Source organism: Gluconacetobacter entanii (assembly GCF_013155425.1).
Classification (GTDB): Bacteria; Pseudomonadota; Alphaproteobacteria; order Acetobacterales; family Acetobacteraceae; genus Novacetimonas; species Novacetimonas entanii.
In genome coordinates this window covers 1-25,858 of the sequence record NZ_JABJWD010000058.1, presented here as the reverse complement: position 1 = coordinate 25,858, position 25,858 = coordinate 1, and the positions used below count along the sequence as shown (strand labels likewise).

Genomic DNA, 25,858 nt, shown 5'->3' with positions numbered 1-25,858 from the left:
CAATGTGCCATGGTTCTCAGGCCATTAAGACATGACACAAGTTGCGAAAAAATATAACGAACTTGCCATCCTGAAAAGTGGCTTCGAGACACAGTGGCATGTCCTCGGCGCCTTGATCATCCGCGAACTGCACACCCGTTTTGGCCGCGACAACATCGGCTTCCTGTGGATCATGCTGGAACCCTCGATGCTGACGCTCGGGGTCTCGGCGCTTCATGCGGCCCAGGGTCCCTTCATGCATATCGGCATGCCGACGGGATCCTTTCTGGTGTCAGGATATACCTTTTTCTGCCTGTTCCGTTCAGTGGTCAACCGTTCAGGTGGCGCCATCGAGTCCAACCGTTCCCTGCTTTACCATCGCATCGTCACGATTTTCGACATCCTGCTGTCGCGTGCCCTGCTGGAAGCAGCGGCGACCGTGCTTGCCGTGATTTTCCTGTCCCTGCTGATGCAGTCATTCTCCTTCGGCTTCCTGCCGGAACGTCCGCTGCTGATGATCTGGGGACTGGTGCTGCTGACATGGCTTTCGTTCGGCCTGTCCATGCTCCTTGCCGCCTACAGCGAAAAATCGAGCACTGTGGAACGGCTGTCGCATCCGCTCATGTATCTGAGCATGCCGCTTTCGGGGGCATTCACGATCCAGCAGACCATGCCGGACCCGTTCAGGTGGTATCTTTCGTGGTTTCCAACGACGGAAATATTCGAAATTATCCGTGAAGGACAATTCGACTTCTACGAAAGCGATTACACCTATCCGGCCTATGTAATCGGGTGGTGCTTGGCCCTGACCTATCTGGGCCTGATCAGCATCAGAAACGTTCGCAAGGACATACATCTGGGCTAGATGGCCTGATGAGACCCGTATGCACCATGCCCTGCCATATCCTAGACAAGAGGTAGTATGATCAACGCTGATTCGCCGGATGCGGTATCTGGTATGACGGCATTTTTGCGACGACATGCACCTGTCCTTATTGTCGTGGTCCTGCCAACCGTCCTCGCACTGCTGTACTATCTCTTGCTTGCAAGTGGACAGTACGAGTCCGAAGCCGCCTTCGTGGTCAAGAACAGCCGTCCTTCCGTGCGTAGCGCATCGGCAGGCGGCGGCATGATGGGGGGTGGCGGTGCCATGGGCATGGCCATGACCAGCGGCGCCCTGGCGGAAGGGTTCGCGGTCAATACCTATATGAAGTCCCACGACGCGGTGAACTCCCTGCAGAAGCGTCTGGATCTGGTCTCCATGTTCCGGCATCCGGACACGGATTTCGTGTCGCGGATCTTCTATGCACACCCGACCCCGGAACGCCTGCTGTGGTATTACCTGCGCCATGTGGACGTCGTCTTCCATGAAGATACCGGCGTGACGACACTTGACGTCCGTGCGTTCCGTCCGGAGGAAGCGCAGCGGATTGCCGAGGAACTGCTGAAGCTGGGTGAGGAGCGGATCAACGAATTCAATCGCCATGTGTCGGAGAATACGATCAAGATCGCCGATCATGAGGTGGAGATTGCCGAACAGAGGGTGAAGGAAGTCCAGCAGCGCATGACGGAGTTCCGTCAGAAGTCGGGCGACCTGGACCCCACCAAGTCCAGTGTCGTGGGCATCAGCCTGATCGGGCAGTTGCAGACCGAACTTGCCCAGGCCGACACACAGTTGACGCAGATGCTCCGCACGATCAGCCTGTCCAGCCCGCAGGTCCAGACCCTCAAGCAGCGCATCAACGCCCTGAATGCCCAGATCGAGGCACAGCAGGATCTGGCCCGCAAGAACAAGGGCGTCTCGCTCAATATCGCGGATTATGACCAGCTTATGCTGGAACGCGAATTTGCCCAGACCACTTATATGTCAACGGCATCGGAACTGGAGGAGGCCCGCGCGTCCGCCCTTCAGCAGCAGGTCTATGTCGTGCGGGTGGTGGAGCCCAATTTGCCTGGCATGCCGACATATCCCCATACTATCCTGATGGTGCTTGCCGTGTTTGTCGGTTCAAGCCTGACCTTCATGATCGGGCGGCTGCTGATTACGGGTATGCGCGAACATGCGATCTAGATTATGCAGAGGCAGGCTGCATCAGGGCCTGTCCGGACTGAAGATGAGGATGCTGCCTGAAAGTCTCCCCAAGGGCGTAGGTAACATGGATCCGGCCGGAGCTGTTCCGGGCTCCGCTTTCGAGTGAAAGAAAATTTCCAGCGCGATGTTCATACAATCCTTCGCCTTCTTGCAAAAAGCTTCCCTGGAATGGAAAAAAGCACTTGCGGTCAGTGTGCTCTCAGCCGTGCTGCTGGCGGGGTGCGACACCCTGCCGGATAGCGGCCCCACGGAATCAGGCGTCAAAAGCGCCCAGTCCAATCCAAAGAAGAACACCATCGGGTATGGGATCGTACAGGTCAGCCCCGACCTGATCACGCTGCTCAATAGCGAAAGCCCGCCGCTATTCTCGAACATCGAGCAGTCGCCCGCCATGTCGCATTACAACAGCGATCGCGCCGGTCCGGGCGATACGCTGGAAATCGATGTGTATGAAATGGGCGACAGCCTGTACGTCTCGCGCCCCAGTTCCGCCAATGCCTCCGAAGTTGCCAAGAGGAGCAATTTTTCGGCCATTGTCGTCAACGGCGACGGCACGATCGATATGCCCTATATCGGGCATATCCGTGTCGAGAACCTGACCTCGGATGAGATTGCCGACAAGATCCGCGCCGGCATGAAGACGCAGTCGCAGGCCCCGCAGGTCATGGTGCGGATATCCAAGAATCTTGCGAATTCCATCATCATTTTTGGCGATATCCGCAGGTCCGGGCGACTGCCCCTGTCGTTACATGAAGAACGTCTGGTGGATGTCATCGCCCTGTCCGGTGGGGGCCTGCACCCGTCCGAAGATACGATGGTCCAGTTGACACGCCATGGTCAGATCGCCGAAGGACCGCTGAAGCTGATCGAGGACGATCCCGCACAGAACATCATGATGGAGGCAGGCGACCGGCTGCAACTGATTTACGAACCCCGAACGTTCACGGTCTTTGGCGCCGCGGGCAAGCCGACGGAGACAGCCTTCAGCAAATCCAGCGTCAACCTTGCCGAAGCCCTGGCGCGCGTCGGCGGTCCTGCGGATTCCCGCGCGGACCCGAATGCGATCTTTGTTTTCCGGTATGAAAGTTCAGATATCGCGGAGCGTCTGGGCCTGCCGGTCAGTCCCGACAGCAAGACGACGCCCATCGTCTATCAGCTTGATATGATGAATCCGGCCAGTTTTTTCCTTGCGGAACATTTCGTCATGAAAAACAAGGATACCATCTTCATCGCGAACGCAAAGAGCAACAAGGTCTCCAAAGTATTTAACCTGATCAACACGCTGATTGCGCCTGGCATGTCCGCTGGCCGCTCAATGCAGTAAAGATTTATTTCCATATGTAAAATACATATTCATGCAGGGAAAAAGGTGAGTATGGGACATATGTAGGAAAGGTGTCCCGTTTTTATGATTTTATTCCCTGCTGAAACTACTTACGGTATGTCATGAATTAAGTACATATTATGCCATATTTGTCATATAAGCATATCATGTATGGATATGGCTTTTGCCCTGTGGCAGGGGTTCAGGCCACGTGAAAGACGATTGTGAAGGATCGGGAAGAGATGGCCGTGCGGATTTCATCGGTGAAAGAACTTGATTCCACTCCCTGCGCTTCGTATCTCAGGGTATCGGATACGCATGGCGTCGTTATCTGACCTTATGGACCGTTGGGAGGTCAAGGACAGCCGTTCACTCTCGTTCAGAATAGATCGGTACGCACCACAGGGCATTCTCTGCGTTATGTTCTAAAATCGGTTTTTCAAAGGTAGCCAGCATGCAGAATAACAATAAGCAGAAGAAGGAGGAACCGATACGGCTTTTCAAGAATTCCGTACTTGAACGCTTGACCTTGCTGTCCTTTCCTATTTTTCTGAGCGTGTGGCTGCCGACCCTGCTTGTCGCCCTGGCCTATGGGGCATGGCATGCGGTTTCTGTGCTGTCCTTTGTGATCTGTGTTTCCATCGGGGCCGCCATCTGGTTCCCGACGGAATATGTCCTGCATCGTTTCCTGTTCCACCTGCAGGCCCGCTACGCCGTGATGCAGTCGCTGGTTTACCTGGTTCATGGCAACCATCATGACCAGCCGAACCATCCGCTGCGCAATCTGATGCCGCTCAGCGTTACATTGCCATTAGGCGCGATCATCTGGGGTCTGTGCGTCTTCTTCATGGGCGCGGGACGGGGGGGAACTCTGGCGGCCGGATTTTTCTGCGGCTACGTGTTTTATGATGTGATCCATTATTCGTGCCACCAGTTCCCGATGCGCGGGCCGGTGTTGCGCAGGCTGAAAATCCATCACATCAATCACCACTACCGCAATCATCATACCAATTACGGCATCACGACCACGTTCATCGACCGTGCCTTTCGCACTCTGATGGTCCTGCAGCAGAAAAAGACCTGAGCCACCTTCACGGCGGTTGCTGGCGAAGGACAAAAGGCCTCCGACGCTTCCCAGATGTCGGAGGCGTGTAACATCTGCGTTATCCGGGACCGGAACCTTGTCCCCTGCAATCTTGGTAACGTCTTTCAAGGTCCGGCCCCTTTCCTGACAGGCAGGGCCTTCGTGCCTCCGGATATGGATCCGTGGGCCCTTACCGCGAATGAAATCCGGTAAAACATTCAGAATAAACGGTTTTTTACGCCTTCCGCCATGAAAACATGCCCATGCATGTCATACTCCTGCGCTGATGCCGTCCGATGAACATGACTGACAGTATTTATCCCGGCAACGCGTTACATTTTGTTCTTGGGGTTGGCATAGGGAAGGAGATTAAATTAGGTCTCCGACCGGGATGTCGGCCCATTGCGCGAGGGTTTTCAGCCATTTCCTGAGCGAGTGGTGATTGAAGCGCCATTCACGTTCGGCCAGGAAAAGATGAAAGTCCTGCCGAGATATTCCATTGCATCACCGCAGATGGCGCTTCGCCTGGTGCCAGAAGGCGTCTTTGGGCGGCAAGAGCCAGCCTGCTGCTGGCGACGTGCTTTCATGCGACATATCAAGCCTTTATTGGCTTAACTATGCCAGCCCCAAACTTTTATGATGTTTATCAACCATCCTTTTGACCTGCCGCTAGGCAGGGGAGGGCTGGTTGAGGAGCTTGTCCACAACAGCAATGACATCGTTTGCGGGGATACTCCGGATACAGATGGCCTCCTTGCCACATTGCGCCAGATTGTTGATACCGCATCCGGCACAGGGAACCTGCCGGGTAACGATGACACCGCCGCGGTTCTGGCCCCATTCCTGCCAGTTCAGGCGCGGGATGGAGACGCTGACCACATTTGGAACGCCCCGTATGGCCGCAAGGTGCTTGGGCCCCGTATCATTACCCACGAAAAGACGCGCATGGCTGATGAGGATATCGAATTCGAAGGCCGGAACCCGTTCAAGGAAGATGACGTTGGTGGCATCACCACATCGCCGCTTTTCCTGCTCTGACAGGGGATTATCGCTAAAGAAGACAACCGGCATGCCGTGTTTGTCCGTTACGTCGCGCGCCAGTGCCATGAAGTTTTCCATCGGCCACTGGTTGATCGGGTGTCGCGCGCCCGAATGGATCACTGCGTACTGACCCGGCTTCAGGCCATATTTCTGAAACACCGGCGTTTCATCGGCATTGGCCACACGTGGCACAACGGGTTGTATCTGGCGCATTGCCGTTTCAAGCGCCTGCACCAGCATCGTGATATGGGCCGCATGATTGACGATGGCCTTCGAATTGATCTTGTCACGCGAAATGACCTCGATCCCGAAATCGATGAACCGGAAATGCTCCGGCTTGAAACCCACGCGATAATGGGCATCGCACAGTTGCATCAACGGCTGGCTTTCATCACCAGGCGACAGGTCGATGGCAAGGTCGAAACTGCGTCCGTTCAGGGCGGCACGGACCTGTGCTTCCGCCTCTGCGGTCAGGAACCGTTCTTCGCTTTCATGCGAATATCCAAGGGAAATCGTCATGAATTCATCCGCGATCCCACTGGCCTGCAGGATCGGCTGGACAAACTTCTGCGTCAGCACGGTAATCGTCGCATCCGGGAAAAGCTGGCGAATACGGACCATGGCCGGCATGGAGGCGGAAACATCGCCCAACTGATCGATACGCAGGATCAGGATCGACCTGATCGGGCGCGAAAACATGCTGTTGCGGGGATGATGCACGGCTACGGGACGGCTCGTGATGATTTCCGGCAGGTCACGATCAAGGTAGGGTTCCGCCGGACTGGGCACGAAGGCATCCGACTGCGCCGCGTCTTCTCCCACTTTTTCAAGCAGCATTTCCTGCGGCATCTTCCCGACAAAACGGCGCATATGGGCCACACGGGTCGTACCTGAATAAGCATGTATGTGCAGTTTGTGCGCACCGGCAGGCAACTTGCTGGAATCAAGCCAGATATTCGCCGACCAGACATCAACCCCTTTGTAACTCGACACGAAAACGGGCGCACTCTGTGCCAGTACCGTCGGATCATCATCGAGCGTCAGCGTCGCCGAGGTCAGCGTCCTGGTGGAGTAGATCAGCACCCTGACCGCCACGACACCCGACAGGACGGGGCGCTCGATCGGGTTTTTCAACCAGCCGATCTGCTGCAGGTACATGCGGTACTTGAAGGGAATAACAGGGAACAGGTAATGAAATGCTGAAGTACGGTTGAGAACTTTATACAGATAAAAACGCCGCAAGGCAGGCAGAGTGCCCGAAGGTGACCCCAGTTTTTTTAGCAGCGCATCGGGTATGCTATCAATTTTCTCGACTTTTTCATAAATATTATCTGAAGATGGCATATCCTGAACTCAACCCCTGTTTTCCTGAAACGCTTGCCTGCTGATTGATGACATATAGCATCAAATCATTCTATTCTAAGATGAAAGTGGAAATATGAAGGCATGGGCCTGCCGGGGCCGTGCCCTTTCAATATCCCTGTTTCCATGAATCACGCTACCAACGGGAATATCCGCTGACATTTGAAACCGCGGAAGGAAACAGGAGGATATTCCGTCATCCTGTGCAGGAAGGCATAAAGGAAGAAGGGCATCAGCCTGCGCCGTATCATGCCCCGGTCCCCGCCGTCACGACCTGACGGCGGAAACAGAAGGCATCCTGCGGTACCGGCAGGATTTATTCACTTACGTGCGTAATCATCTTCAATCCGCACGATATCGTCTTCGTCCAGATAGGGGCCGGACTGCACCTCGATCAGGGTCAGCGGGATGCGACCGGGATTGAGAAGACGATGGACCTCGCCCAGCGGCAGGTAGATGCTCTCGTTTTCGCGCACCATATGCTCTTCCTTGCCACGGGTCACGATCGCCGTTCCTTCCACGACAACCCAGTGTTCCGCACGGTGATAATGTTTCTGCAGCGACAGTTTGCGACCCGGGTTCACCATGATCCGCTTCACCTGGAAACGGTCGCCTTTCGTCAGACCTTCATAAAAGCCCCACGGACGGTAATTGCGGTTATGCGTCCTCGCTTCGGGGCGGTCCGCCGCCTCCAGTCGCGACACGATCTTCTTGACGTCCTGCGCATGATTTCGGTGCGACACCAGCACGGCATCCTGCGTCACGACCACGATCAGGTCATCGACCCCGCTGACCGCCGCCACAATCCCTTCGGAACGCACATAGCAGTTGTGGCTGTTGGCAAGGAAGACATCCCCCACCGCGACATTGCCGTCATCATCCTTGGGGCTGAGATCCCATAATGCATCCCAGCTACCGACATCGGACCATCCCAGATCCGCAGGTATGACCGCCGCATGCTGCGTCCGTTCCGCAACGGCATAATCGATCGAGATGTCAGGCGCCCGGCCGAAGCTTTCCGGATCAAGGCGGATAAAGTCCATATCCTTCGTCTGGTGTTCGATGGACTGGCGCACCGCCGTCACAACGTCAGGAGCATACCGTTCCAGTTCATGCAGGATCGTGGAGGCGCGAAACAGGAACATGCCTGAATTCCACAGATAATCCCCCGACGCCAGCATCGCTTCGGCCCGTGCGGTATCCGGCTTTTCGATAAAGGCCGATACTTCATAGACGCCTTCGTCACCCGAAAGGGGGACACCCTTCCGAATATATCCATATCCCGTATTTGGCCCGGTGGGCTGCATCCCGAACATGACGATCTGCCCATCCTGCGCCGCCCGTACCCCATGGGCCAGCACTTCCTTCAGGGAATCTGGCCGACCGATGGAGGCATCGGCGGCAATGATCCACAGGATGGCGTCAGGATCCGTTTCGGCAACGATCATGGCAGCCGCGGCAATGGCGGGTGCCGAATTGCGTCCCGTCGGCTCCAGCACGATACGGGCATCGGTAATCCCGACCTCACGCAACTGCTCGGCAACGATGAAGCGGTGTTCCTGATTGCACACGACCACTGGCGCATTGAGCGTGCAGTCCGTTCCCCGCAGCGCTGCTTCCTGAAGCAATGTCTGTTGTGAAAGGAGTGCCCAGAACTGTTTGGGAAAACTCTTGCGCGAAACCGGCCACAACCGGCTTCCCGATCCACCGGACAGGATGACAGGGATGACATTCCTGGAAATACCGGATGTTTTTTCTGATTCTGGCGTGCTTTTTGTAACGGCAGACATTAAAAACTCCAAATCTATGCGAAATTTACTTGTTAATTACCGTGCCATGGCGATTATATTAAGTAAACAGAACACATCCATTTTCCAGTATCGTCAGAAACTGGTTGCATAATTCCCTGCACTCCAACTCAAACCACGCTGCACGACTTATAATGGCAGGATTTTTTTCATAGGTCCGACCTCACGACAGATGCGGCATTTCGTAAAATACGGTCGGTTCGATCCAAAGTTTCGATATCATGCACAGTTGATCGAAACATTCTCCCCGTCCGGGTGCGTTTGCGTGCACCTACTTTTCCTCAAGGAAAGCAAGGCCGTCCCGAACCTGCTGCGGCCAGGGAAACAGCGCCGCCGAGGCGACACGATCCCCCGGACGATGGGCGTCGATACTGCCCGTCATCAGACCTTCAATCGCGTTACGCCAACCCGGCCCGTCAAGCGGGTCAATAAAGGTCGCGGCCTTTCCCGCCACTTCATGAAAAACCTCGATATCGCTGCAGACGCATGGGACATCCAGTTTCAGCGCTTCGGACAGGGGCAGGCCGTACCCTTCGGAAAAGGAGGGGAACAGCAGTCCGCGCGCCCCCCGCAGCAGTGCCGTGACTTCAGGATCGGACTGGCTGTTGCATTCCCGGACGATGCCCTGCAGCGACGGGCATCGTTCGATCATATCCACGATATTTTCGTTTTCCCATCCACGACGCCCCACCAGTACCAGATGCGGTACCGGCGCATCCCCCGCGTTTTCCACCATGTCGCGCCACAGGTTCAGCAGCAGGAGATGGTTCTTGCGCGGCTCGATCGTCCCCAGGCAGACAAAATAGGGATGCGAACACACAACCCCACCCGCCGGGACAGGCGGGGCGTCCAGCACCCCATGCGGCACCACGCGGATGGGCAGGTTCGTGCGTTTGTGACGCGCGTAACGCAGCAGGGATTCCTCCACCACACGCGACGGCACGATGACGCCCCGTGCCAGTTCGAGGACGGTGTTCATCCGGGCCTCATGCCGCGCGGGTTCACGCGGCCGGGCATATTCCGGGAATTCGATGGGGATGAGGTCATGTACCATCGGGACAAAACGTGCGGCATGCTGACGCAGGAAGCGCACAATGCTGCCGGGACGGTTCAGGTGGTGATGCGACAGCAGCAGATAGATCGCCTGCCGGTAGGTTCCGGCGACCTTCGGCGTCTGCCCGCGCCGCAGCATGGCCCTGCCAACCATAAGCCGGGCCGCCCGCCTGACGTCACGGCACAGATCATGCTGTCCGCGCCATACCTGCTCCGTCAGGCGTATGAACTGTTCCGCCTCGGCAAAGGGGAGCAGTACGATCTGCCCCAGCGGCGAGATCGCCACGAACGTCACCCGCCGCGCATCGTGGCGCAGCAGGTAATCGGCATATTCAAATTCAACCCGGTCTATCCCGGTTGGCACCACATGTCCGGCGCGCGCGATCAGACGTGAGATATCCAGATAGAGATATGAAGTTTCAGGCATGAGGAAGGGTCAGTTTACGCCGTCGGACAGAACGACATCACGCGACACCCGCACCACTTCCGACACGGCCGGAGCGGCGGTAATGGTGTCGGGCACCCGCGCCATGCGGTTGTTGGCCGGAAGCACCCGCGACACACGCCTGACGACCCCGTCAACCAGGCTCGACAGCCCTTCGGGGGAGAAAAACCCGCCCGCGATCAGGCAGCGATCCACCAGGACGCGATAGAAGGCATCGAATGTCGCCTTGTCCGGCGGCGTCGGGTGGGTCCAGAAATTGTCCAGCCCGTTCTGGTCGGTAATATCGGGGATGTCATAGACGGCTTCCCCAAGAGTGATGACCGGCACGCCCGATGACAGGGCAAGCGTGCCCGTGGTGCTGTTGATCGTGATGACCCCGCGTGCGGCGCGCACGATCAGGGCGATATCCCCGGCCTCCAGGAACAGGACCCGGCCCTGAACCTTTTCCTCACGCGCGATCTGCGCGACCAGCGCGCGCCAGTCACGCACCCCGTTGTCGAGGGGATGCTCCTTGATGACCAGAACAAGGTCTTGTGGTGCGTTGGCGGCGAAGGAACCGATGACCTTGCGCAGCGCCGGTTCCATCCCGGCAAAGGGGGAATGCAGCCGCACCTGCGCATCGGCGTCAAGCTGCAGGGGAAACAGCATGTAAGGAATATGCCGGGTCTCGATCCCCTGCATGATCTGCGTGGCCTCTTCTGTCGCCACCTTGCGCCGGCGCAGACGCTTGACCCAGCCCACACCTTCCTTGAGCGGATGCCACGGACGGTAATCGCACCAGTGCCGGTAATGCCAGCGGCTCAGCAGGTCGGCGGAGTTGTAGGCAACCGCCTCCAGCGCGCGACGCCGGAAGGAAGATGGAACCGGGTAATGGGGCGGCATGGGTGAAAGCATCGCCGCTTCCTTACGGAACCACTCGGGATCGCGCGGGAGTGCTGAATGACCGTTTACTCCGCCCAGTTCAAGCGTGACCCAGTCGGGGCGGATATAACCTTCCTCGAATACATGCACGGGAATATGCATCTGCGAACATGCCGCGATGGCAATACGGTGCAGCGGGCGGCAATCCCCGAACAGGAGGACATCGGTAATGCGATATTTCTTTATCACATTGTTGAAGAACGCAGGCCATTCTTCCATATCGCCTGTAAAATCAATACCATTGGGCAGTCCCCAGAAAAGGTAATCCCCCCCATTGAAATTGATTTTATAGACCCCGTAACCCGCGCGCCGGAACGCCTTGCCGAGTTCACGGAAAAACGGCCCCATCAGTCCTTGCAGGAAAAGAAATCTGCGCTCACCCACAACGCTTCTTTCAGAAACATTATTCATTATTGGTTCTTTTTCCGCCAAGGTAAGGTAGCTTTCCCTGTAACCGACGCAGTCGGGTTAACATGCTCACCCGCCAGATATCCGTGTTTCGAAACCGCCCTAGCAACGTTTCCACTTCACAGGGCAGTTGCGTTACGGGATCAATATACAGGGGATAGAGCAATAGGGTACCCGCCACAAGAGCCTCTATAGACAGGGAACGGTTACGCCGTACGCACGGCACCGCGCCCAGATCGGTCGTCAGTCCCCAGCCGGCATAGAACGGTACCCCGTAGGTCACCACCCTGCAGCCCCGCAGCAGTCCCTCGAACCCCGCCAGTGAAGTCAGGGTATGAATTTCAGCCACCTGCGTCATCAGGGTGGTGATGGAACCGCCTCGGCTTATGTAATCAGCATATCTCATGACTTCCGCTTCACGCAAATGTCCGGCACGGTGCCCGGCCTCAACATCAGGGTGCGGTCGATAGATGACAAAAGCGTCGGGATTATGATCCCTTACGGCACGCAGAAGTTGCAGGTTATCCTGAATGGCCCCGCCGCCGGTGCGTACCGACAGGTCGTCGCTGACCTGTCCGGGCACAAGGATCACACGCCGTCCGTCCGCCTTCCATGCCGGGGCGGGAATGGCAGCCTCGACACGTCCATATTTTGACACGCCCCCATCGACCATATAACGGATCAGCCGCCCGGCACGCGCCTGCAATGCCTCGTCAAACTCCGCTGTCGCAAGGATATGCTCCAGATCGCTGGGGCGGGAGGGATCGTAATAGATGCCCCGCCGATCCACGAAAATGGAGCACGGAGGACACAAGTCGCTGCCCAGTCCCACCGAACGGACAAACCCGTCCTCCACCCGCCATACCGCCACATTCGCGGCACTGGCCTTGGAAAGCATCCCTTCGGGCAGGCGCGTGGCCCATCCGGCGATCGCCCCGCCACCATGCCTGCGCGTCGCCAGTCGCAACGCCGCGTCCGCATGACGGCGAAAGGCCGGCCGACCCGGCGCCTGGGCCAGAAATTCGCCAATCCGCCTGCGCTTCCACAACGCCATGCCAACGCAGACGGCGACCTCCCGGTTCGACAGGATCCGGCGATGCCACAATGACAGGATATCGACGATCCGGCCCAGCGGCACAATCTGCCTGTCGAACGGATCGACATAACGCGTCCGCAGGGTCAGGTCGCGCACCACCCACGCCGCTGTCAGTGTCACTGGCGGCGTATCCCCCGAGGCATAACGCCGGGCGCTTATGCCGCGCAGCGCGGCGAGACGGACAAGATCCCCGGTCCCGAGGCTGTGTACTTCCCGGGCCCCGGCAAGGAGGGCATGGGGTTCCACCGCGCCATGAACGATCGCAACCCCACGGTGGCGGGCGATGCGCGCCGCGGCGCCATGGGGTTCACGCACCACCAGCACGACATCGCTGCACCGGACCTGACGCAGCACATGATCCAGAAGGACGGCAACACCCACCTGTCCCCTTCTGCGCTGTTCGGCTATTGTCGCCGTGACGATGACAGGCCGTGTCAGGGCAGGAGGAGAGGCCCAGAATTCGCCCCCCACACGGGCATCGAGCAGACATGCCACCGCATCGGGGTCCGCCATCCCGCTTCCGCGCGACGCCAGGCGCGGCATATCGCGACGCAGGGGAGGGGCACGGACGAAGAAAGCGTCATCCAGTACCACCTTCATGAAAACATCCCCATGCCGTGCCACTTCCCCTGTCCTGCTACGATAATGCTCATGATCACGCCTGCGTTTCCATGCCGGTTCATGGCTGGCGCGATTACTGCAGCCATGCACTTGCCCTTCCACACGGCATCGGCAAGAAAAGACCACACCCTTCCCGCTTCATGCCGTCCGGATAGAATGTAGTCCTTATTTGATGCAATTATGGCCTCCCTTTATCTCTCTGATCGTAACAGCAATTTCCGTCTGCCTGATGGGAAATATGGTACGGCCGAGCATATCAGGCTTTCCATCCCTGCGACGATGCGTCCTTGATGGACTGCTCAGTGGCGTGCAGTTTGGCGGGTGGCTCGCGCTGTCGGGCGCGCCGGTCCTGGCGGCATGCCTGACGATGGCGCTCAGTGCCTGCCTGATCATCGGATCGAATATCAAACTGTCGATCCTTGGTGAACCCATGCTGTTCTGCGACGTGGTCGCGGCGCGCAGTTTCCTGCAAAATCCCAAATTCTACCTGTTTTCCATTCCCGTGCCGGGACGCATCGCCCTGGTGGGGGGCATGATCGCGCTGCCACTGCTGCTGGCGGTCTGTTTCAGCCTCAATCCGCTTCCCCATCTGGCAGGGGTCGCATGCCTGATCGCCTGCGTCATCGCCTTACGGGCCATTCCGGCCGCGCGCTGGGCGCCCGTACCGGATATGCCCCGCGATATCGCCCGACTTGGCCTGCCGGGGTCGCTGTTCCTTTACTGGCGACGCTGGCGCGACGAACTTGCCTCCCTGCCCGAGACTGTTACCGTCCCGCCCGTCATGGGGCATCCGGCGCGTGACATTGTCATCGTGGTGCAGTGTGAGTCCTTTGCGGTGCCTGCCGACCTGTTTGCGGGCAGGTCTGCCCCCATACCACTTCCGGACCTGCCGGGCCTGAAGCGGGCACAGGGCCTGGCCAGCGACTGGGGAACGCTCAATGTCAGCGGGTTTGGCGCCTATACCATGCGCACCGAATACGGTGTCCTGTTCGGGCAGGAGGAAGATGCGCTGGGCTTCCGCGCCTACGACCCCTTTCTGAGCGCGAACCGGGATGTGGCCCTGTCCCTGCCGGCCATCATGGGACAGGCGGGGTATGAATGTGTTTTCGCCCATCCCCATGACCTGCAGTTCTATGGGCGTTCCCGCCTGATGCCGGCATGCGGGTTCACCTGCATCATTGGCGAGGATGCCTTTACCCACACACCCCGACCCGACATGCCCTATATCGAGGATACCGCGCTGGCACGGCAGATCGGGCAACTGGTCAGCAAAAGCACGAAGCCGACCTTCATCTATGCGGTCACGATGGAAAATCACGGTCCATGGCCCGCCCCGTCGCCCGACGGTCCGAAAACGGCGCTTGCCCATTATCTGCGTCACCTGCGTAACAGCGACCGGATGCTGGGCGACCTGATGGATACCCTGGCGGCCAGCGGCAGGTCAGGGCTGCTGGTCTTCTTCGGGGACCATCGTCCCTCCATTCCCGGCATGGTGACACCAAACGACGCCCGCGGGACCCCCTATGTCGTTATTCCGTTTGACGCGCAGGGGACGGACCGTCAGCCCCGAAGTCAGGCCGAAGCACTGACGCCCGCGCAATTGCATCATCTGATCCTGCGTGATAGCGTAAGTCAGGCCGGTACGTGCATACCCTGATCCTGCGATAACGGTATGACCTCCGTTACGGACACACGATACTCCATAATCAGAACGCTTTCCAACAGGCCGCAAATACAAGACCATGATCCAGTTCGAAAACGTCACAAAGGTGTATCACGCGCGCGGCGTCAACAAATGCGTGCTGGATCACCAGTCCTTCGTGATCGAACGGGGTGAGTCCATTGGAATCGTCGGGGTCAACGGCGCGGGTAAATCGACCCTGACGCGCATGATCGCCGGGATCGAATATCCCACCAGCGGGCGTATCACGCGCACGATGTCGATTTCATGGCCACTGGGATTTGGCGGCGCCTTCCAGGGCAGCCTGACCGGCGCGGACAATGCGCGCTTCATCGCCCGCATCTATCGCCGTCCGATCAATGACATCCTTGATTACGTCAACAGCTTTGCCCGACTGGGACATTATTTCGATGCGCCGGTGAAGACCTATTCTTCCGGTATGCAGGCGCGCCTTGCCTTTGCCGTATCGCTTGCCATCCGTTTCGACTGTTACCTTGTGGACGAAGTCACCGCAGTGGGTGACACTTCCTTTCGCCTGCAATGTCGCGAAGCGTTGCTGGAACGGCGCGAACACGGAACGCTCATCATGGTGTCGCACGATCCCAATACGTTGCGCGAATATTGCGACAAGGGCGCCGTCCTGCAGAATGGCCAGTTGACCTTCTACGACACGATCGATGCCGCGATCGATGCCGCGGCCGAACTCTATCGCTGAGTAATCCCCTGCCAAAACTTCCTGAAAAAACATGGGGAAGTTTTTGGTGAAGCTTTTTTCAAAAAGCTTCAGGAAACGTCGTCTTTATGAAAAAAGATTATCTTCTTTTTTCGAAGAAAAAGACGCAAAAAGACTTTCTTCAGCACGAAATTTGCTACCGGAAGGGGAATGATTATTCCCCCGACCAACTACCATAGGTAGATATTACCATGGTACGGACTATATAGATGCTGATTTTTAGAAGAAGCAATATGGTGGAGCCAATGAGAATCGAACTCACGACCTCCTGAATGCCATTCAGGCGCTCTCCCAACTGAGCTATGGCCCCACAATATAGAGCGGATCGCATGGGCACGACCCGCTTGCCTGCCGGGGTATAGCGAGTGCCCAACAGCTTTGCAAGCCCCTAAATTCAGGTTCGTACCGTCCCCTGTTCACGCAGGAATTCCAGAAGGGGCAGGACCGGCAGGCCAAGGATGGCGTCATGGTCCCCCTCGATACGGGCAAACAGGTGCAGCCCCGGCCCCTCCAGTCGATAGGCCCCGACGCAGGACAGGACGGCGTCGCCTTCCAGCCGGAGGTAGCTGTCAAGGAACTCCTCGCTGAAATTACGCATCCACAGGCACGGACGCGCAATGTGGCGCCAGACCTCCACGCCGTCGCGCATCACGACTACGGCCGTATGCAGGACATGCACCTGCCCGCGTAGCCGCATCAACTGCGCCCGTGCACGTTCCAGGTCCTCCGGCTTGTCAAACCATTCACCGTTGCACGACAGCATCTGGTCCGCGCCGATCACGATCGCATCCGGCGCTACGATTCGTGCGGCCTTGGCCCGCGCCAGCGTCAGGGCAGTCGCATCGACATCGAGTCCGGCTTCGCGGCACTCCCGCTTTACGGTTGCCTCATCCACACTGGCGGGCTGGCATGAAATGGCCAATCCCGCCGATTCCAGCAGTCCGCGCCGGGCCGCGGACTGGCTTGCGAGTACTATCCGTGGCGACTCGGCCTGTAATGAATGGGCCTTTAGTACTAAATTCGAGTCGTCTGTCATCTGCCGCTCCGTACTCTCAAAGTGAAACATGAAATTCAGGCCTGGGAGTACTCCGGGAGTACTGTGGTACATGGGGATGGTACTTCGGATGATTCCGCATCGTACCGAGTACCGTGGATAAGGCGAACACCCCCGCAAAACCTGAGTTGTACACAGCCCCCTGTAGGGAAAATCTGGATAACTTTCCCTGATGGCTGAAAACTGCGTAATGGCGGGTTGTACACACTGTGGGAAAAACGGGGTACATTTTCGGAAACATGGGTACCCCATCACTCACATGCCCTATTAACCCCTTCAAGAATTTCTTTCTCTTTTCTTTTATTGTTTAGGAGTGAGACGCACGCGCCGGGGGAAATGTCGCAGGTGCGTATCCGTGCTGTTCGGGTGAGGAAAAGTACGAGATAGTCCCCCCGCAATGATGAAACAGAACGACGGACCGATGACGGAAACAGGCAAACCCCTTCTGCGCGCTCTTGCGGGAGAAGCGATCTGGCCCCCCCCGGTATGGCTGATGCGGCAGGCAGGACGCTTTTTGCCGGAATTCCGCGCCCTGCGTGAAAAGGCCGATTTCATCACGCGTTGCATGACGCCCGACATGGCCACCGAAATCACGCTCCAGCCCATCCGGCGCTTTGGCATGGACGGGGCGATCCTGTTTTCCGACATTCTCATCCTGCCTTGGGCCATGGGGCAGTCGCTGGAGTTCATCCATGGTCGCGGGCCGGTGCTGGAACCGGTGCGCAGCCTGAGCGACCTCAAGCGCCTCGATCCCGCACGGGTGGAAAAGGCGACCGCGCCGGTCATGGAAACACTGCGCAGGCTGCGGAGCATCGTTGACGGACCGGAGCCGATCGGTGTCGCGAAACCCGGTCAGGTCACGCTGATCGGCTTTGCCGGTGCGCCGTTTACCGTGGCGTGTTACATGGTCGAAGGCCACGGATCGCGGGAATTCGATGTGACGCGCGGGCTGGCCTATTCCGATCCGGAATTCTTTGGCGAACTCATGGATATGCTGACCACCGCAACGGCGGACATGCTGTGCCAGCAGATCGAGGCCGGGGCCGAAGCCGTGATGCTGTTTGACAGTTGGGCCGGCCTGTTGCCACCGTCGCAGTTCCGCCAGCATGTCATCGCCCCGGCGCAGCGGATCGTGCGGATCATCAACGAACGCCATCCGGGCGTGCCGGTAATCGGTTTCCCACGCCTCGCCGGGGTCATGGCAGTGGAATACGGGCGCGAGACCGGAATCAATGCGATGGCGCTGGATACCGGTTCGGACATGAAGGCGGTTGCCGCGCAACTGCCCGCAACGCTGGTATTGCAGGGCAATCTTGATCCCCTGCGTGTGCTTGCCGGAGGGGAAGGCATGCGCAGGGAGGCGCTGGCCATCCGTGATGCGATGAAGGGGCGTCCCCACATCTTCAATCTCGGTCATGGGGTCGTGCCTGCGACACCGCCCGAACATGTCGGCGATCTGATCCAGACCATCAGGAATATCTGAGCATGCTACCTGCTTCCATCAGGCCCGACGGGCGACTGCGGCTGATCATCTTTGACTGTGATGGCGTACTGATCGACAGCGAAGGTCCATCGTGCCGCATGCTGGCGCGTGAACTGCGCAAGGTCGGGCTGGAAATCAGTGATGAGGACGCGGTTAAACGTTTCGCCGGCAAGGCCCTGACGGCCCTGAAGGAAGAAATGGAAGATCAGGCAGGGCTGCAACTGGGTCGGGACTGGCCAGTCAGGATGCAGCACGCGCTGGTGGAACTGATGCGCTCGGAGGCGGAAACGATCGAGGGATCAGCCGCCATGCTGCGTGAAATACGCGAACTCGGCATTCCCTTCCGCATTGGATCCAATTCCTCGAAACTGGAAATGGACGCCAAATTCGGGCGGACGGGTCTGGATGCGCTGATCGCGCCGGAATGTATCCATTCGGCGCGCGACATGGGCAAACCCAAGCCAGATCCGGCGGTTTACCTGTCCGCAGCCCGGAGCGAGGGGGTTCTGCCGGAGGATTGCATCGTGCTGGAGGACACCGAAACGGGGGCGGCGGCGGCACGTGCGGCGGGCATGGCGTGCGTGCTGCTGCGGCCTCTGGACCTGCCAGCCGTGAGCTGGCCGGGCCTGCTGCGGGTCGGGCACCTGACGGAGTTCACCGCACTGGTGAAACGGATCCTGCGTTCGCAGGGACGTGCCGCGTGATGGCTGTGCTGTGGCCCTGGATGCTGTGGATCAAGGCGTTCCATATCATGTCCATGGTTGCATGGATGGCGGGCCTGTTCTACCTGCCCCGCCTGTTTGTCTATCACTGTCAGGTGGCGGTGGGATCGGCGGAATCCGAACGTTTCAAAGTGATGGAATACAAGCTGCTGCGCATGATCATGCTGCCTGCGATGTGCAGCACGTTCCTGTTCGGCGGCCTTCTGGCGATAATGCCGGGCCTGATAGACTGGCATGCCGGATGGTGGTTGACGAAGCTTGTCGCCGTATTCGGTCTGGCGGGGTTCCATGGTGCATGTGCATCATGGCGGCGCGCCTTTGCCGAGGACCGCAATATCCACAATGAACGTTTTTACCGTATGGCGAACGAGGTTCCGACCGTCCTGATGATGATTGTCGTCATCATGATTGTCGTCCGCCCCTTCTGACGGGACTTCTTTAAAATAACTGTTTGATAAATAATAAAAGTTTTTGGGAGGTGCCTTTTTTCAAAAAGCTTTACCAGAAACGTCTTTATGATTTGCGGATGTTTCGTGGCAGGCTTTTGAAAAACACTCCGGGAATGGGTACGCGGCCGGGACATCGTCCCGACCGCAGGTCCCCCAAGGGGAGCCGGTTATCACAGAAGCGACTTGCCCTGCTTGAGGACAGCGCTGCAGACCTTCTTGGTAACTTTCTGCTTCATGTTGCCTTCCAGCGAGGACAGCGAGAAGGTGTTGCCGTTCCCGGTATCGAGAATTCCCTTCTGGCCGTTGGAATAAAGCGGGCTGGAAGTATCAAGGCCGCTCTTGCTCTTCAGCGAGGAGAGGACCGTCGAAGGGGAATTCCCGCCGAGATAGTTGTTTTCAACGCAGTAGCTCAGCAGGCCCGTCACGTTCGACGGGGCCAGCGAAGACACCGACGGGATGTTCAGGCCGCTGTTCGACAGGGCGCCGGACGCGGCATTTCCCAGCAGGGAAGATCCGTTATTGCCGCCACCCGTCAGGCCGGACAGTCCCTGCGCATGGACTGGCGCAGTCGAAACCGCGGCGAGAAGGGGAAGGGCAAGGCATGCTGCCGAAAGCTTCTTGATGATGGACATGGGCACTCCTGATTGCCATGGGGCAGGATGCGCGGGACACGTGGCGGAACCCGCTTCCGCCACGGCGCGTATCGCCCCTAGCATTCAGGCAGACGGCCCGTTAGGCAATCCCTACAAGCAGCATGCCATATATCTTGCCCAGGACAGGGCACAGCACATACTGGATCAGCAGCAGCAGCGCGATGGGGCTGAGGTCGATATTCGCGATGGGGGGAAGGATATTGCGGATGGGCTGCAGCAGGGGTTCGGTCATGCGCGACAGGAAATTATAGATTTTCCATACGACCCGTTCCCGCGGATCCAGGATCCCGAAACCGATCAGGAAGCTGAAAAGGCAGGCCAGAAGAACGACCCAGGTGTAAAGCTGTATCAGTTCGAACAGCAGCCTGAACACAATGGTAATCAATGGGCCAACTTTCAAAGAGGGAGCATGTCCGGGAATCTAGCCTCTCGGGGCGGGCCCTACAATATCATGTGCGCCGATACATGAAACGCATCCGTGATCTTTGCGCAGGGTTGACATCATGCGCGCTCCTGTGATTTATCGCCGGTTACGGAATGTGGGGCTGTAGCTCAGATGGGAGAGCGCCTCGTTCGCAATGAGGAGGTCAGGGGTTCGATTCCCCTCAGCTCCACCACGTTCCCCATATCATGGTGATATCCCCGGTATTGCAGGCAGGCGTGTCCTTGTCCCCAGGCCATTATGCTGAGCAAGGGGGGCCTGACAGGTTCCGGTTGATCGTTCTTTGCTGGCAGGGTAGAGATATCTGACTTTTCCTTCCGGCGGTTTCCTGAGTGCTTCGGAAAGTCGCACGTTGTTCCTAGCAAAGAGAAAACATTTAATCAGCATGCTGGACCATCCTGTTGTTTTGAGGGCGCGTCATGAAGACGGCAATACCGTCGGAATGACGACACCGCCGGTTGCAACTGGCGGTCGTGTGTCTTTGTGGGGCAACAGGATATGTTGTCTTGTGCGTGGCATGGGGATGCTGTGCCTTGTGGGCGGCGTCCTTGCCGGTTGCGACACCCTTCCCAACAGCGGCCCGGTGCAGTCCCAGATCACCGCTGAGCAGAAGAACCCGAAGAAGAATACGCTGGGCTTCAAGATTGTCCGCATCACGCCCGAACTGGTGTCATGGCTGGATGAGGAAAAGCTCCCGCTGCTTTCCACGCTCAACACGACCAGCTATACGCCAAGCCACAATGACCGTATCGGTCCGGGCGATAACCTGGCAATCTCCATCTATGAAATCGGGGATGGTGTCTTTACCGGAAGTGTTTCCACTTCTGCGGTGTCTGATCCCAGCAACCTGACCAGCATGAACGGTGTGGGGGGCGGGCCGCCCGTTGGCGCCGTTGAAACGCGCCTGCCGGTGGTGCAGGTCAATAACGAAGGCAACATCACCATTCCCTATGTCGGGAAGGTGCATGTCGCTGGCATGACGATTTCCGAGATTTCACAGCGTGTCAGCAGCAGCCTGAAGCACATGTCTTCCCGCCCCGCCGTGGTCGTGCGTCCGGTACTGGATGAAACGAACGTGGTGATCGTCTATGGTGCGGTTGCCCGCACGGGTCGTATACCGCTGACCCCCAGCCAGGAGCGGGTGATCGACATCATCGCGCTGGCGGGCGGTCCGAAGCAGTTGTCGGAAGACACCATCGTCCAACTGACGCGTGGCGACCGTGTGGTGGAGGCTCCGCTGAAGCTAATTGAACAGAACCCGGAACAGGATATTGTGCTGCAACCGGGCGACCGGCTCGAGCTTTTGCAGGAACCGCGTACATTTACAGTATTCGGTGCAAGTTCCAAAGTAACCGAGGTTTCGTTCGGAACCCCGACGCTTACCCTGGCGGAGGGAATGTCGCGGGTCGGGGGCGTGTCTGATGGACAGGGCAACCCGAGTGCGGTTTACCTGTTCCGGTTCGAGGATCGTGACATCGCCACCAAGCTGGGTCTTCAGATAGACCCAGGCCAGCAGAGTACTCCGGTAGTGTACCAGCTCGACCTGATGAATGCGCAGGATTATTTCCTGGCGCAGAAGTTCCCGATGAAGAATCATGATCTGATCTATGTCGCGAATGCTGGCATCAATAGCTTCAACAAGTTCTTCAACCTGCTGAGCACCATCATCAGTCCGGGTATCACGGCGGCGTGGCTGGCAAAATAATGCGCTCCTGACGGGGCCGGTGAAAGCGACACTGGATCGAAAGGCCCTCTGGCATTGTCAGTTCTTCCTGCTATCGGCCCGGTCTGGCTGGATAGTCGCAATATCGGGCTTAATAACGGTACCGGCGTGACGAGATATACCCAGGATCTTGCCACCTGTCTGGGTGATCTTGGTATCCATACGGTTTTTGTCGATGGCCGGGTCAAGGGACAAAAACCGTCTTTTCTCAGGAAGTTTGACAAAGTTGACCGTCTGATCCGTTCCATGTGGCCGCGACGGCATGTGCAAGTCGGGCGGGATGCGGATGGACATGAAAGTGCTTCCTGTCCGGACCTGTACCGCAGGGCGCATGTCCGGTACAAGACATTCGGCCAACTGACCTCCGTCGTTACGGACACGCCGCCTGCGGTGATGCACTGGACCTATCCCTTGCCGATGGTGATGCAGGGATGTCTTAATGTCGTGACGGTCCATGACCTTGTGCCGATCCTCAATCCGGGACTGACGGGCATCGATCCTGTCCGGTTTGCCCGTTTGCTGCGCAGGCTGTTCATGCGGGTGGATGTGATTGTCACGGTTTCGGAAACCGTTCGGCAGCAGATGATCGACATTCTGGGTATCAGCCCGCAGCGTGTGGTCAATCTGTACCAGATGGTCGATATCGACATTCCTGCCGTAATGGAAAGTCCCCGCATCATTCCTCCCGGCAGCCTGATCCATATCGGGCGGGTGGAATCACGCAAGAACATTGAACGTCTGATTGCCGCCTATGTCCGCAGCGGCAGTGCCCGTCCGCTGGTTCTGGTGGGACCGGATGGGGATGACAGGCCGGACCTGTCGCTGCCGCAGGGGCCGGGACAACTGATCCGCATTGCGTGGAGCGAGAGACCTTCGCTGTTGCGTGGACTGGCCGAGGCACATGCGCTGGTCTTTCCTTCCCTCGCCGAAGGCTTTGGTCTTCCCATTGTCGAGGCCATGCTGCTGGGGACGCCTGTCATGACTTCCCGCGGTGGGGCGACAGAGGAGATTGCAGGTGGCGCCGCCCTGCTTGTCGATCCGTTCGATGTGGATGACATCGCAAGGGCGATCATGGCCCTCGATCACGAAAGGAAAGACGAAGGGTTGTGTCGGGATCTTGTGGCACGAGGTCATGCGCGGGCCGGGTTCTTTTCACGCGCGGCCTATATTGCGCGGCTGAAGGCGTTTTATGAGGGGCTGTAAAGCACCCTGAAAATTACAGAAAGTTTTTAGTGAATATTTTAAAAAATCGGCTCCCAAAAACTTTTATTATTTTAAATAAATATATTTCTGAAAACTATCATATTTATAAATAATATTCTGGAAAATTTTCATCAATAGGATGTAACGGGGCCGGTAAGCGGATGCTGACAGGTCACGCTATTGCGATAGCGTGGAATATTATACGAAATATTTCAAGATTGACCGCATCATTGGGGTATCGCATCCTTTGTTCCCGAAACGGGAGTGATGGATATGATGAACGACGATGCGCCTGTGAATGCGAACGAGATTGCGTTGCTGGAAGCGTATGTTGGCTGTCTGGAAGTCGCATTGCAAAAGGCGATCCGCCTGCTGGACCATGACCAGCAGGTCGAGATGCTGCGTTATGAACAGACCCGTATCAAGGAACGCGACGAACAGCAGATGGCCCATCAACTTGGCCCGGAAGGCGACGAATTCAACGATATTACCACTGCGCATGGCCTGGTGGCCAAATGCATCGCGCGTGTGATCTCAGAAACCCCGGATAGCGTTTCCACCGCGCTCTGATATCGGTTTTGGGAAGTGATTTGCGTTCCCGCAGGGCCGTTCATCTGGCATGGACTGTGCCAGTAAGCATTTGTTGCTCTCCCAAGTCGGATGATGATATTTCATGCAGGTGGGCATCATGGGCTTGATAAATGATTGTTATAACGGGCGGTGCAGGGTTTATCGGCTCTTACCTGCAGGGGAAGCTACGTAGCCGCGGTGAAGAGACCGTCGTTTCTGACTGGCTGGGAGAGGCTGGAAAATGGCGGAATCTGCAGCGTCATGCGCCCTTGGAAATCATCCCGCCTGAATCTCTGGAATCCTTTCTCGAAGAGAATCCGTCCGTTACCGCCATTTTTCATATGGGTGCCATCAGCACGACGACAGCGACGGATGGGGATCTCGTCTGGCAGTCAAACGTCGAACTGTCACAGAAACTGTGGACATGGTGCGCACGACATGGGGTGCGTTTCATTTACGCGTCTTCCGCGGCGACTTATGGCGCGGCATCCCGACCGGAGGAGTTTTCGGATGCACCGGACAGGCTGGATGAACTCCATCCCCTCAACCTGTATGGCTGGTCAAAACATGCCTTTGATCAATGGGTGATGCATCAGTTGCAAAAGAAGGCCAAGGCACCGCCACAGTGGGTTGGCCTCAAATTCTTCAACGTTTATGGCCCTAATGAATATCACAAGGGGGCCATGATTTCGGTCGTCAAGGGGAAGTACGACGAAGTTCGCAGCGGTGCGCCCCTACGCCTGTTCCGTTCCGATGTCCCCGGCCTGCCTGATGGGATGCAGGCGCGTGATTTCATCTGGGTGGGCGATGTTGTCGATGTGATGCTCTGGCTGCTGGACAATTCCGGGGTTAACGGCCTGTTCAATTGCGGAACGGGTGTTGCGCGCACCTATCTGGATCTGGCCCATGCCGTGTGCGATGCGGCAGGTGTTGTGCGCAATGTCGAATTTGTCGATATGCCGGAAAAACTTCGCGGGCAGTACCAGTCTTATACCTGTGCGGATATGAGGCGCCTGAAGGCTGCGGGCTATTCCCGGCCCTTCATGAGTCTCGAAGATGGTGTTGCAAAATATATAAAGGATTACCTGAGCACCCCATGCCCGTATTACTGAACATTCAGTAATTCCAAACCACCATCGAAGACACAACAGGATCCCGAGCGCATGCCGCACCGTCGGGCAAATACCGAAATTCCCGTGCTGCCTGGTTGATCAGCGGGAAACGCTTTTGTTCTTTTTATCGAATTGTTGTTCCCGGACAGTCTTTCAGGACCGTGCCTGCCGGACCATCAGATCCAGTTCAATAAGCTGGCCGGGTTTGTCATAAGTTCTGACAAGCCGGAACGTTGTTGCGGGGCAACTATGCCCGAACAGTTCGTTAAGCAGGGAAAAGGATGACGTGAAATCCTTGGTCCCGGTCAGGGTGAAAACAATATGTGTCACGTCCTGCAGCGTATATCCGTCGCGCTGCAGTTCCGATGCTCCCTGCGCCAGCGCCTGCCGGAACTGCGCAAGCAGGGCAGGGGGAAACAGCCCTGTATCCGGATCGCGTCCTGTCAGGTGACGGATGTGGATGTCAGCATGCGGTCGTGTTGTTTCTTTCATCCCCACAAAAATCACAAAACAGTCATATTTTGTCCATGATTAATTTTGCGTCCATGGAATCATATGTGATCCGGGTCACGCAACAGGGAAAGGGGAAAGGCGTTGCCATTGCTGATCCCCGTGTCTGACGAAATGCAGATGTGATAATGAGGAGACTTTCCTTATTTGCTGAAACAGGGGAAAATCCCTGCATCGAAAATCAGGGTTTCCACCCAATTTGACGTGCCCCCCGGAAATGTCACCATTTTAAAGTAGAGTCCGATCGAGAAGGATACGGACGAATGAAACGCAGTCGTTTTACGGAAGA

22 protein-coding genes and 2 tRNA genes are annotated in these 25,858 nt (G+C 57.3%); 14 read left to right on the top strand and 10 right to left on the bottom strand.

Translation table 11 applies throughout. The features are described from left to right. Window positions 1-31 precede the first annotated feature (31 nt). The 4 genes from HNH97_RS10930 (at window position 32) to HNH97_RS10915 (ending at window position 4,479) form a co-directional block, all read left to right on the top strand. On the top strand, window positions 32-844 hold the full coding sequence (locus HNH97_RS10930) for an ABC transporter permease (protein WP_110913350.1): 813 nt from the start codon (window positions 32-34) through the stop codon (window positions 842-844). 93 nt (window positions 845-937) lie between these two features. Then, window positions 938-2,050: a lipopolysaccharide biosynthesis protein gene (locus HNH97_RS10925; protein WP_171790897.1), complete on the top strand. Its 1,113-nt coding sequence runs from the start codon at window positions 938-940 to the stop codon at window positions 2,048-2,050. A gap of 214 nt (window positions 2,051-2,264) precedes the next feature. Then, window positions 2,265-3,395: a polysaccharide biosynthesis/export family protein gene (locus HNH97_RS10920; RefSeq protein WP_265176060.1), complete on the top strand. Its 1,131-nt coding sequence runs from the start codon at window positions 2,265-2,267 to the stop codon at window positions 3,393-3,395. 454 nt (window positions 3,396-3,849) lie between these two features. Then, complete coding sequence (locus tag HNH97_RS10915) at window positions 3,850-4,479, top strand: sterol desaturase family protein (RefSeq protein ID WP_171790895.1); 630 nt, start codon at window positions 3,850-3,852, stop codon at window positions 4,477-4,479. A 669-nt stretch (window positions 4,480-5,148) separates the two neighbouring features. On the opposite strand, the gene HNH97_RS10910 is transcribed toward HNH97_RS10915, so the two are convergent. The 5 genes from HNH97_RS10910 to HNH97_RS10890 form a co-directional block, all read right to left on the bottom strand. Continuing rightward, window positions 5,149-6,762: a glycosyltransferase family 9 protein gene (locus tag HNH97_RS10910; RefSeq protein ID WP_171790894.1), complete on the bottom strand. Its 1,614-nt coding sequence runs from the start codon at window positions 6,760-6,762 to the stop codon at window positions 5,149-5,151. 440 nt (window positions 6,763-7,202) lie between these two features. Continuing rightward, window positions 7,203-8,672, bottom strand: coding sequence for a mannose-1-phosphate guanylyltransferase/mannose-6-phosphate isomerase (locus HNH97_RS10905; protein ID WP_167400323.1), 1,470 nt, complete (start codon window positions 8,670-8,672; stop codon window positions 7,203-7,205). A 289-nt stretch (window positions 8,673-8,961) separates the two neighbouring features. Continuing rightward, complete coding sequence (locus tag HNH97_RS10900; protein ID WP_171790893.1) at window positions 8,962-10,170, bottom strand: glycosyltransferase family 4 protein; 1,209 nt, start codon at window positions 10,168-10,170, stop codon at window positions 8,962-8,964. A gap of 9 nt (window positions 10,171-10,179) precedes the next feature. Continuing rightward, a complete protein-coding gene (locus tag HNH97_RS10895) occupies window positions 10,180-11,520 on the bottom strand; it encodes a capsule biosynthesis protein (protein ID WP_171790892.1) in 1,341 nt (446 codons plus the stop codon). After that, entirely contained in the window at window positions 11,513-13,213 is a 1,701-nt protein-coding gene (locus HNH97_RS10890) for a capsular polysaccharide export protein, LipB/KpsS family (protein ID WP_171790891.1), read from the bottom strand. The genes HNH97_RS10895 and HNH97_RS10890 overlap by 8 nt, the downstream gene beginning before the upstream one ends. Window positions 13,214-13,541: 328 nt before the next feature. Between HNH97_RS10890 and HNH97_RS10885 the strand changes: the two genes are divergently transcribed. Continuing rightward, the gene (locus HNH97_RS10885) at window positions 13,542-14,891 is read left to right on the top strand and encodes an LTA synthase family protein (protein ID WP_265176061.1); all 1,350 of its coding nucleotides are present in this window, start codon (window positions 13,542-13,544) and stop codon (window positions 14,889-14,891) included. A gap of 85 nt (window positions 14,892-14,976) precedes the next feature. Continuing rightward, a complete protein-coding gene (locus HNH97_RS10880; RefSeq protein WP_171790889.1) occupies window positions 14,977-15,630 on the top strand; it encodes an ABC transporter ATP-binding protein in 654 nt (217 codons plus the stop codon). A gap of 252 nt (window positions 15,631-15,882) precedes the next feature. Here the strand turns inward: HNH97_RS10880 and HNH97_RS10875 are convergent. Together HNH97_RS10875 and HNH97_RS10870 are read right to left on the bottom strand one after the other, a co-directional pair. Then, a tRNA-Ala gene (locus tag HNH97_RS10875) sits at window positions 15,883-15,958 on the bottom strand. 84 nt (window positions 15,959-16,042) lie between these two features. Continuing rightward, on the bottom strand, window positions 16,043-16,684 hold the full coding sequence (locus HNH97_RS10870) for a Maf family protein (protein ID WP_171790888.1): 642 nt from the start codon (window positions 16,682-16,684) through the stop codon (window positions 16,043-16,045). Window positions 16,685-17,123: 439 nt separating this feature from the next. On the opposite strand from HNH97_RS10870, the gene hemE reads away from it, so the two are divergent. The 3 genes from hemE to hemJ are packed head-to-tail and all read left to right on the top strand — an operon-like array spanning window position 17,124 to window position 19,335. Then, entirely contained in the window at window positions 17,124-18,185 is a 1,062-nt protein-coding gene (hemE, locus tag HNH97_RS10865) for a uroporphyrinogen decarboxylase (protein WP_171790887.1), read from the top strand. A 2-nt stretch (window positions 18,186-18,187) separates the two neighbouring features. Beyond that, entirely contained in the window at window positions 18,188-18,889 is a 702-nt protein-coding gene (locus tag HNH97_RS10860; protein WP_171790886.1) for an HAD family hydrolase, read from the top strand. Next, entirely contained in the window at window positions 18,889-19,335 is a 447-nt protein-coding gene (hemJ, locus tag HNH97_RS10855) for a protoporphyrinogen oxidase HemJ (RefSeq protein WP_171790885.1), read from the top strand. Before HNH97_RS10860 ends, hemJ begins: the two co-directional genes overlap by 1 nt. 191 nt (window positions 19,336-19,526) lie before the next feature. On the opposite strand, the gene HNH97_RS10850 is transcribed toward hemJ, so the two are convergent. Together HNH97_RS10850 and HNH97_RS10845 are read right to left on the bottom strand one after the other, a co-directional pair. Beyond that, window positions 19,527-19,988 (bottom strand): YjjA family protein, encoded by a 462-nt coding sequence (locus tag HNH97_RS10850; protein WP_171790884.1) that lies wholly within the window; start codon window positions 19,986-19,988, stop codon window positions 19,527-19,529. A gap of 100 nt (window positions 19,989-20,088) precedes the next feature. After that, complete coding sequence (locus HNH97_RS10845; RefSeq protein WP_171790883.1) at window positions 20,089-20,394, bottom strand: YggT family protein; 306 nt, start codon at window positions 20,392-20,394, stop codon at window positions 20,089-20,091. A gap of 156 nt (window positions 20,395-20,550) precedes the next feature. On the opposite strand from HNH97_RS10845, the gene HNH97_RS10840 reads away from it, so the two are divergent. The 5 genes from HNH97_RS10840 (at window position 20,551) to rfaD (ending at window position 25,059) form a co-directional block, all read left to right on the top strand. Next, window positions 20,551-20,626: transfer RNA gene (locus HNH97_RS10840), tRNA-Ala, on the top strand. A 342-nt stretch (window positions 20,627-20,968) separates the two neighbouring features. After that, window positions 20,969-22,156, top strand: a complete 1,188-nt coding sequence (locus HNH97_RS10835; protein WP_244182205.1) for a polysaccharide biosynthesis/export family protein — start codon at window positions 20,969-20,971, stop codon at window positions 22,154-22,156. Window positions 22,157-22,282: 126 nt separating this feature from the next. Further along, entirely contained in the window at window positions 22,283-23,377 is a 1,095-nt protein-coding gene (locus tag HNH97_RS10830; RefSeq protein WP_171790882.1) for a glycosyltransferase, read from the top strand. 273 nt (window positions 23,378-23,650) lie between these two features. Then, entirely contained in the window at window positions 23,651-23,947 is a 297-nt protein-coding gene (locus HNH97_RS10825) for a hypothetical protein (RefSeq protein WP_146220676.1), read from the top strand. Between the two features lie 131 nt (window positions 23,948-24,078). Then, a complete protein-coding gene (gene rfaD, locus HNH97_RS10820; RefSeq protein WP_171790881.1) occupies window positions 24,079-25,059 on the top strand; it encodes an ADP-glyceromanno-heptose 6-epimerase in 981 nt (326 codons plus the stop codon). 153 nt (window positions 25,060-25,212) lie between these two features. On the opposite strand, the gene HNH97_RS10815 is transcribed toward rfaD, so the two are convergent. After that, window positions 25,213-25,551 carry a RidA family protein gene (locus tag HNH97_RS10815; RefSeq protein ID WP_167400325.1) on the bottom strand — a complete coding sequence of 113 codons (339 nt, stop codon included), beginning with the start codon at window positions 25,549-25,551 and terminating at the stop codon, window positions 25,213-25,215. Window positions 25,552-25,858: the final 307 nt, after the last annotated feature.

Coding starts and splice junctions, on each gene's coding strand:
- HNH97_RS10815 (WP_167400325.1), bottom strand. CDS start 25,551: ATGAAAGAAACAACACGACCGCATGCTGACATCCACATCCGTCACCTG.
- HNH97_RS10905 (WP_167400323.1), bottom strand. CDS start 8,672: ATGTCTGCCGTTACAAAAAGCACGCCAGAATCAGAAAAAACATCCGGT.
- HNH97_RS10860 (WP_171790886.1), top strand. CDS start 18,188: ATGCTACCTGCTTCCATCAGGCCCGACGGGCGACTGCGGCTGATCATC.
- hemJ (WP_171790885.1), top strand. CDS start 18,889: ATGGCTGTGCTGTGGCCCTGGATGCTGTGGATCAAGGCGTTCCATATC.
- HNH97_RS10890 (WP_171790891.1), bottom strand. CDS start 13,213: ATGAAGGTGGTACTGGATGACGCTTTCTTCGTCCGTGCCCCTCCCCTG.
- HNH97_RS10915 (WP_171790895.1), top strand. CDS start 3,850: ATGCAGAATAACAATAAGCAGAAGAAGGAGGAACCGATACGGCTTTTC.
- HNH97_RS10870 (WP_171790888.1), bottom strand. CDS start 16,684: ATGACAGACGACTCGAATTTAGTACTAAAGGCCCATTCATTACAGGCC.
- HNH97_RS10925 (WP_171790897.1), top strand. CDS start 938: ATGACGGCATTTTTGCGACGACATGCACCTGTCCTTATTGTCGTGGTC.
- HNH97_RS10880 (WP_171790889.1), top strand. CDS start 14,977: ATGATCCAGTTCGAAAACGTCACAAAGGTGTATCACGCGCGCGGCGTC.
- HNH97_RS10835 (WP_244182205.1), top strand. CDS start 20,969: ATGGGGATGCTGTGCCTTGTGGGCGGCGTCCTTGCCGGTTGCGACACC.
- hemE (WP_171790887.1), top strand. CDS start 17,124: ATGACGGAAACAGGCAAACCCCTTCTGCGCGCTCTTGCGGGAGAAGCG.
- HNH97_RS10895 (WP_171790892.1), bottom strand. CDS start 11,520: ATGAATAATGTTTCTGAAAGAAGCGTTGTGGGTGAGCGCAGATTTCTT.
- HNH97_RS10825 (WP_146220676.1), top strand. CDS start 23,651: ATGATGAACGACGATGCGCCTGTGAATGCGAACGAGATTGCGTTGCTG.
- HNH97_RS10930 (WP_110913350.1), top strand. CDS start 32: ATGACACAAGTTGCGAAAAAATATAACGAACTTGCCATCCTGAAAAGT.
- rfaD (WP_171790881.1), top strand. CDS start 24,079: ATGATTGTTATAACGGGCGGTGCAGGGTTTATCGGCTCTTACCTGCAG.
- HNH97_RS10850 (WP_171790884.1), bottom strand. CDS start 19,988: ATGTCCATCATCAAGAAGCTTTCGGCAGCATGCCTTGCCCTTCCCCTT.
- HNH97_RS10900 (WP_171790893.1), bottom strand. CDS start 10,170: ATGCCTGAAACTTCATATCTCTATCTGGATATCTCACGTCTGATCGCG.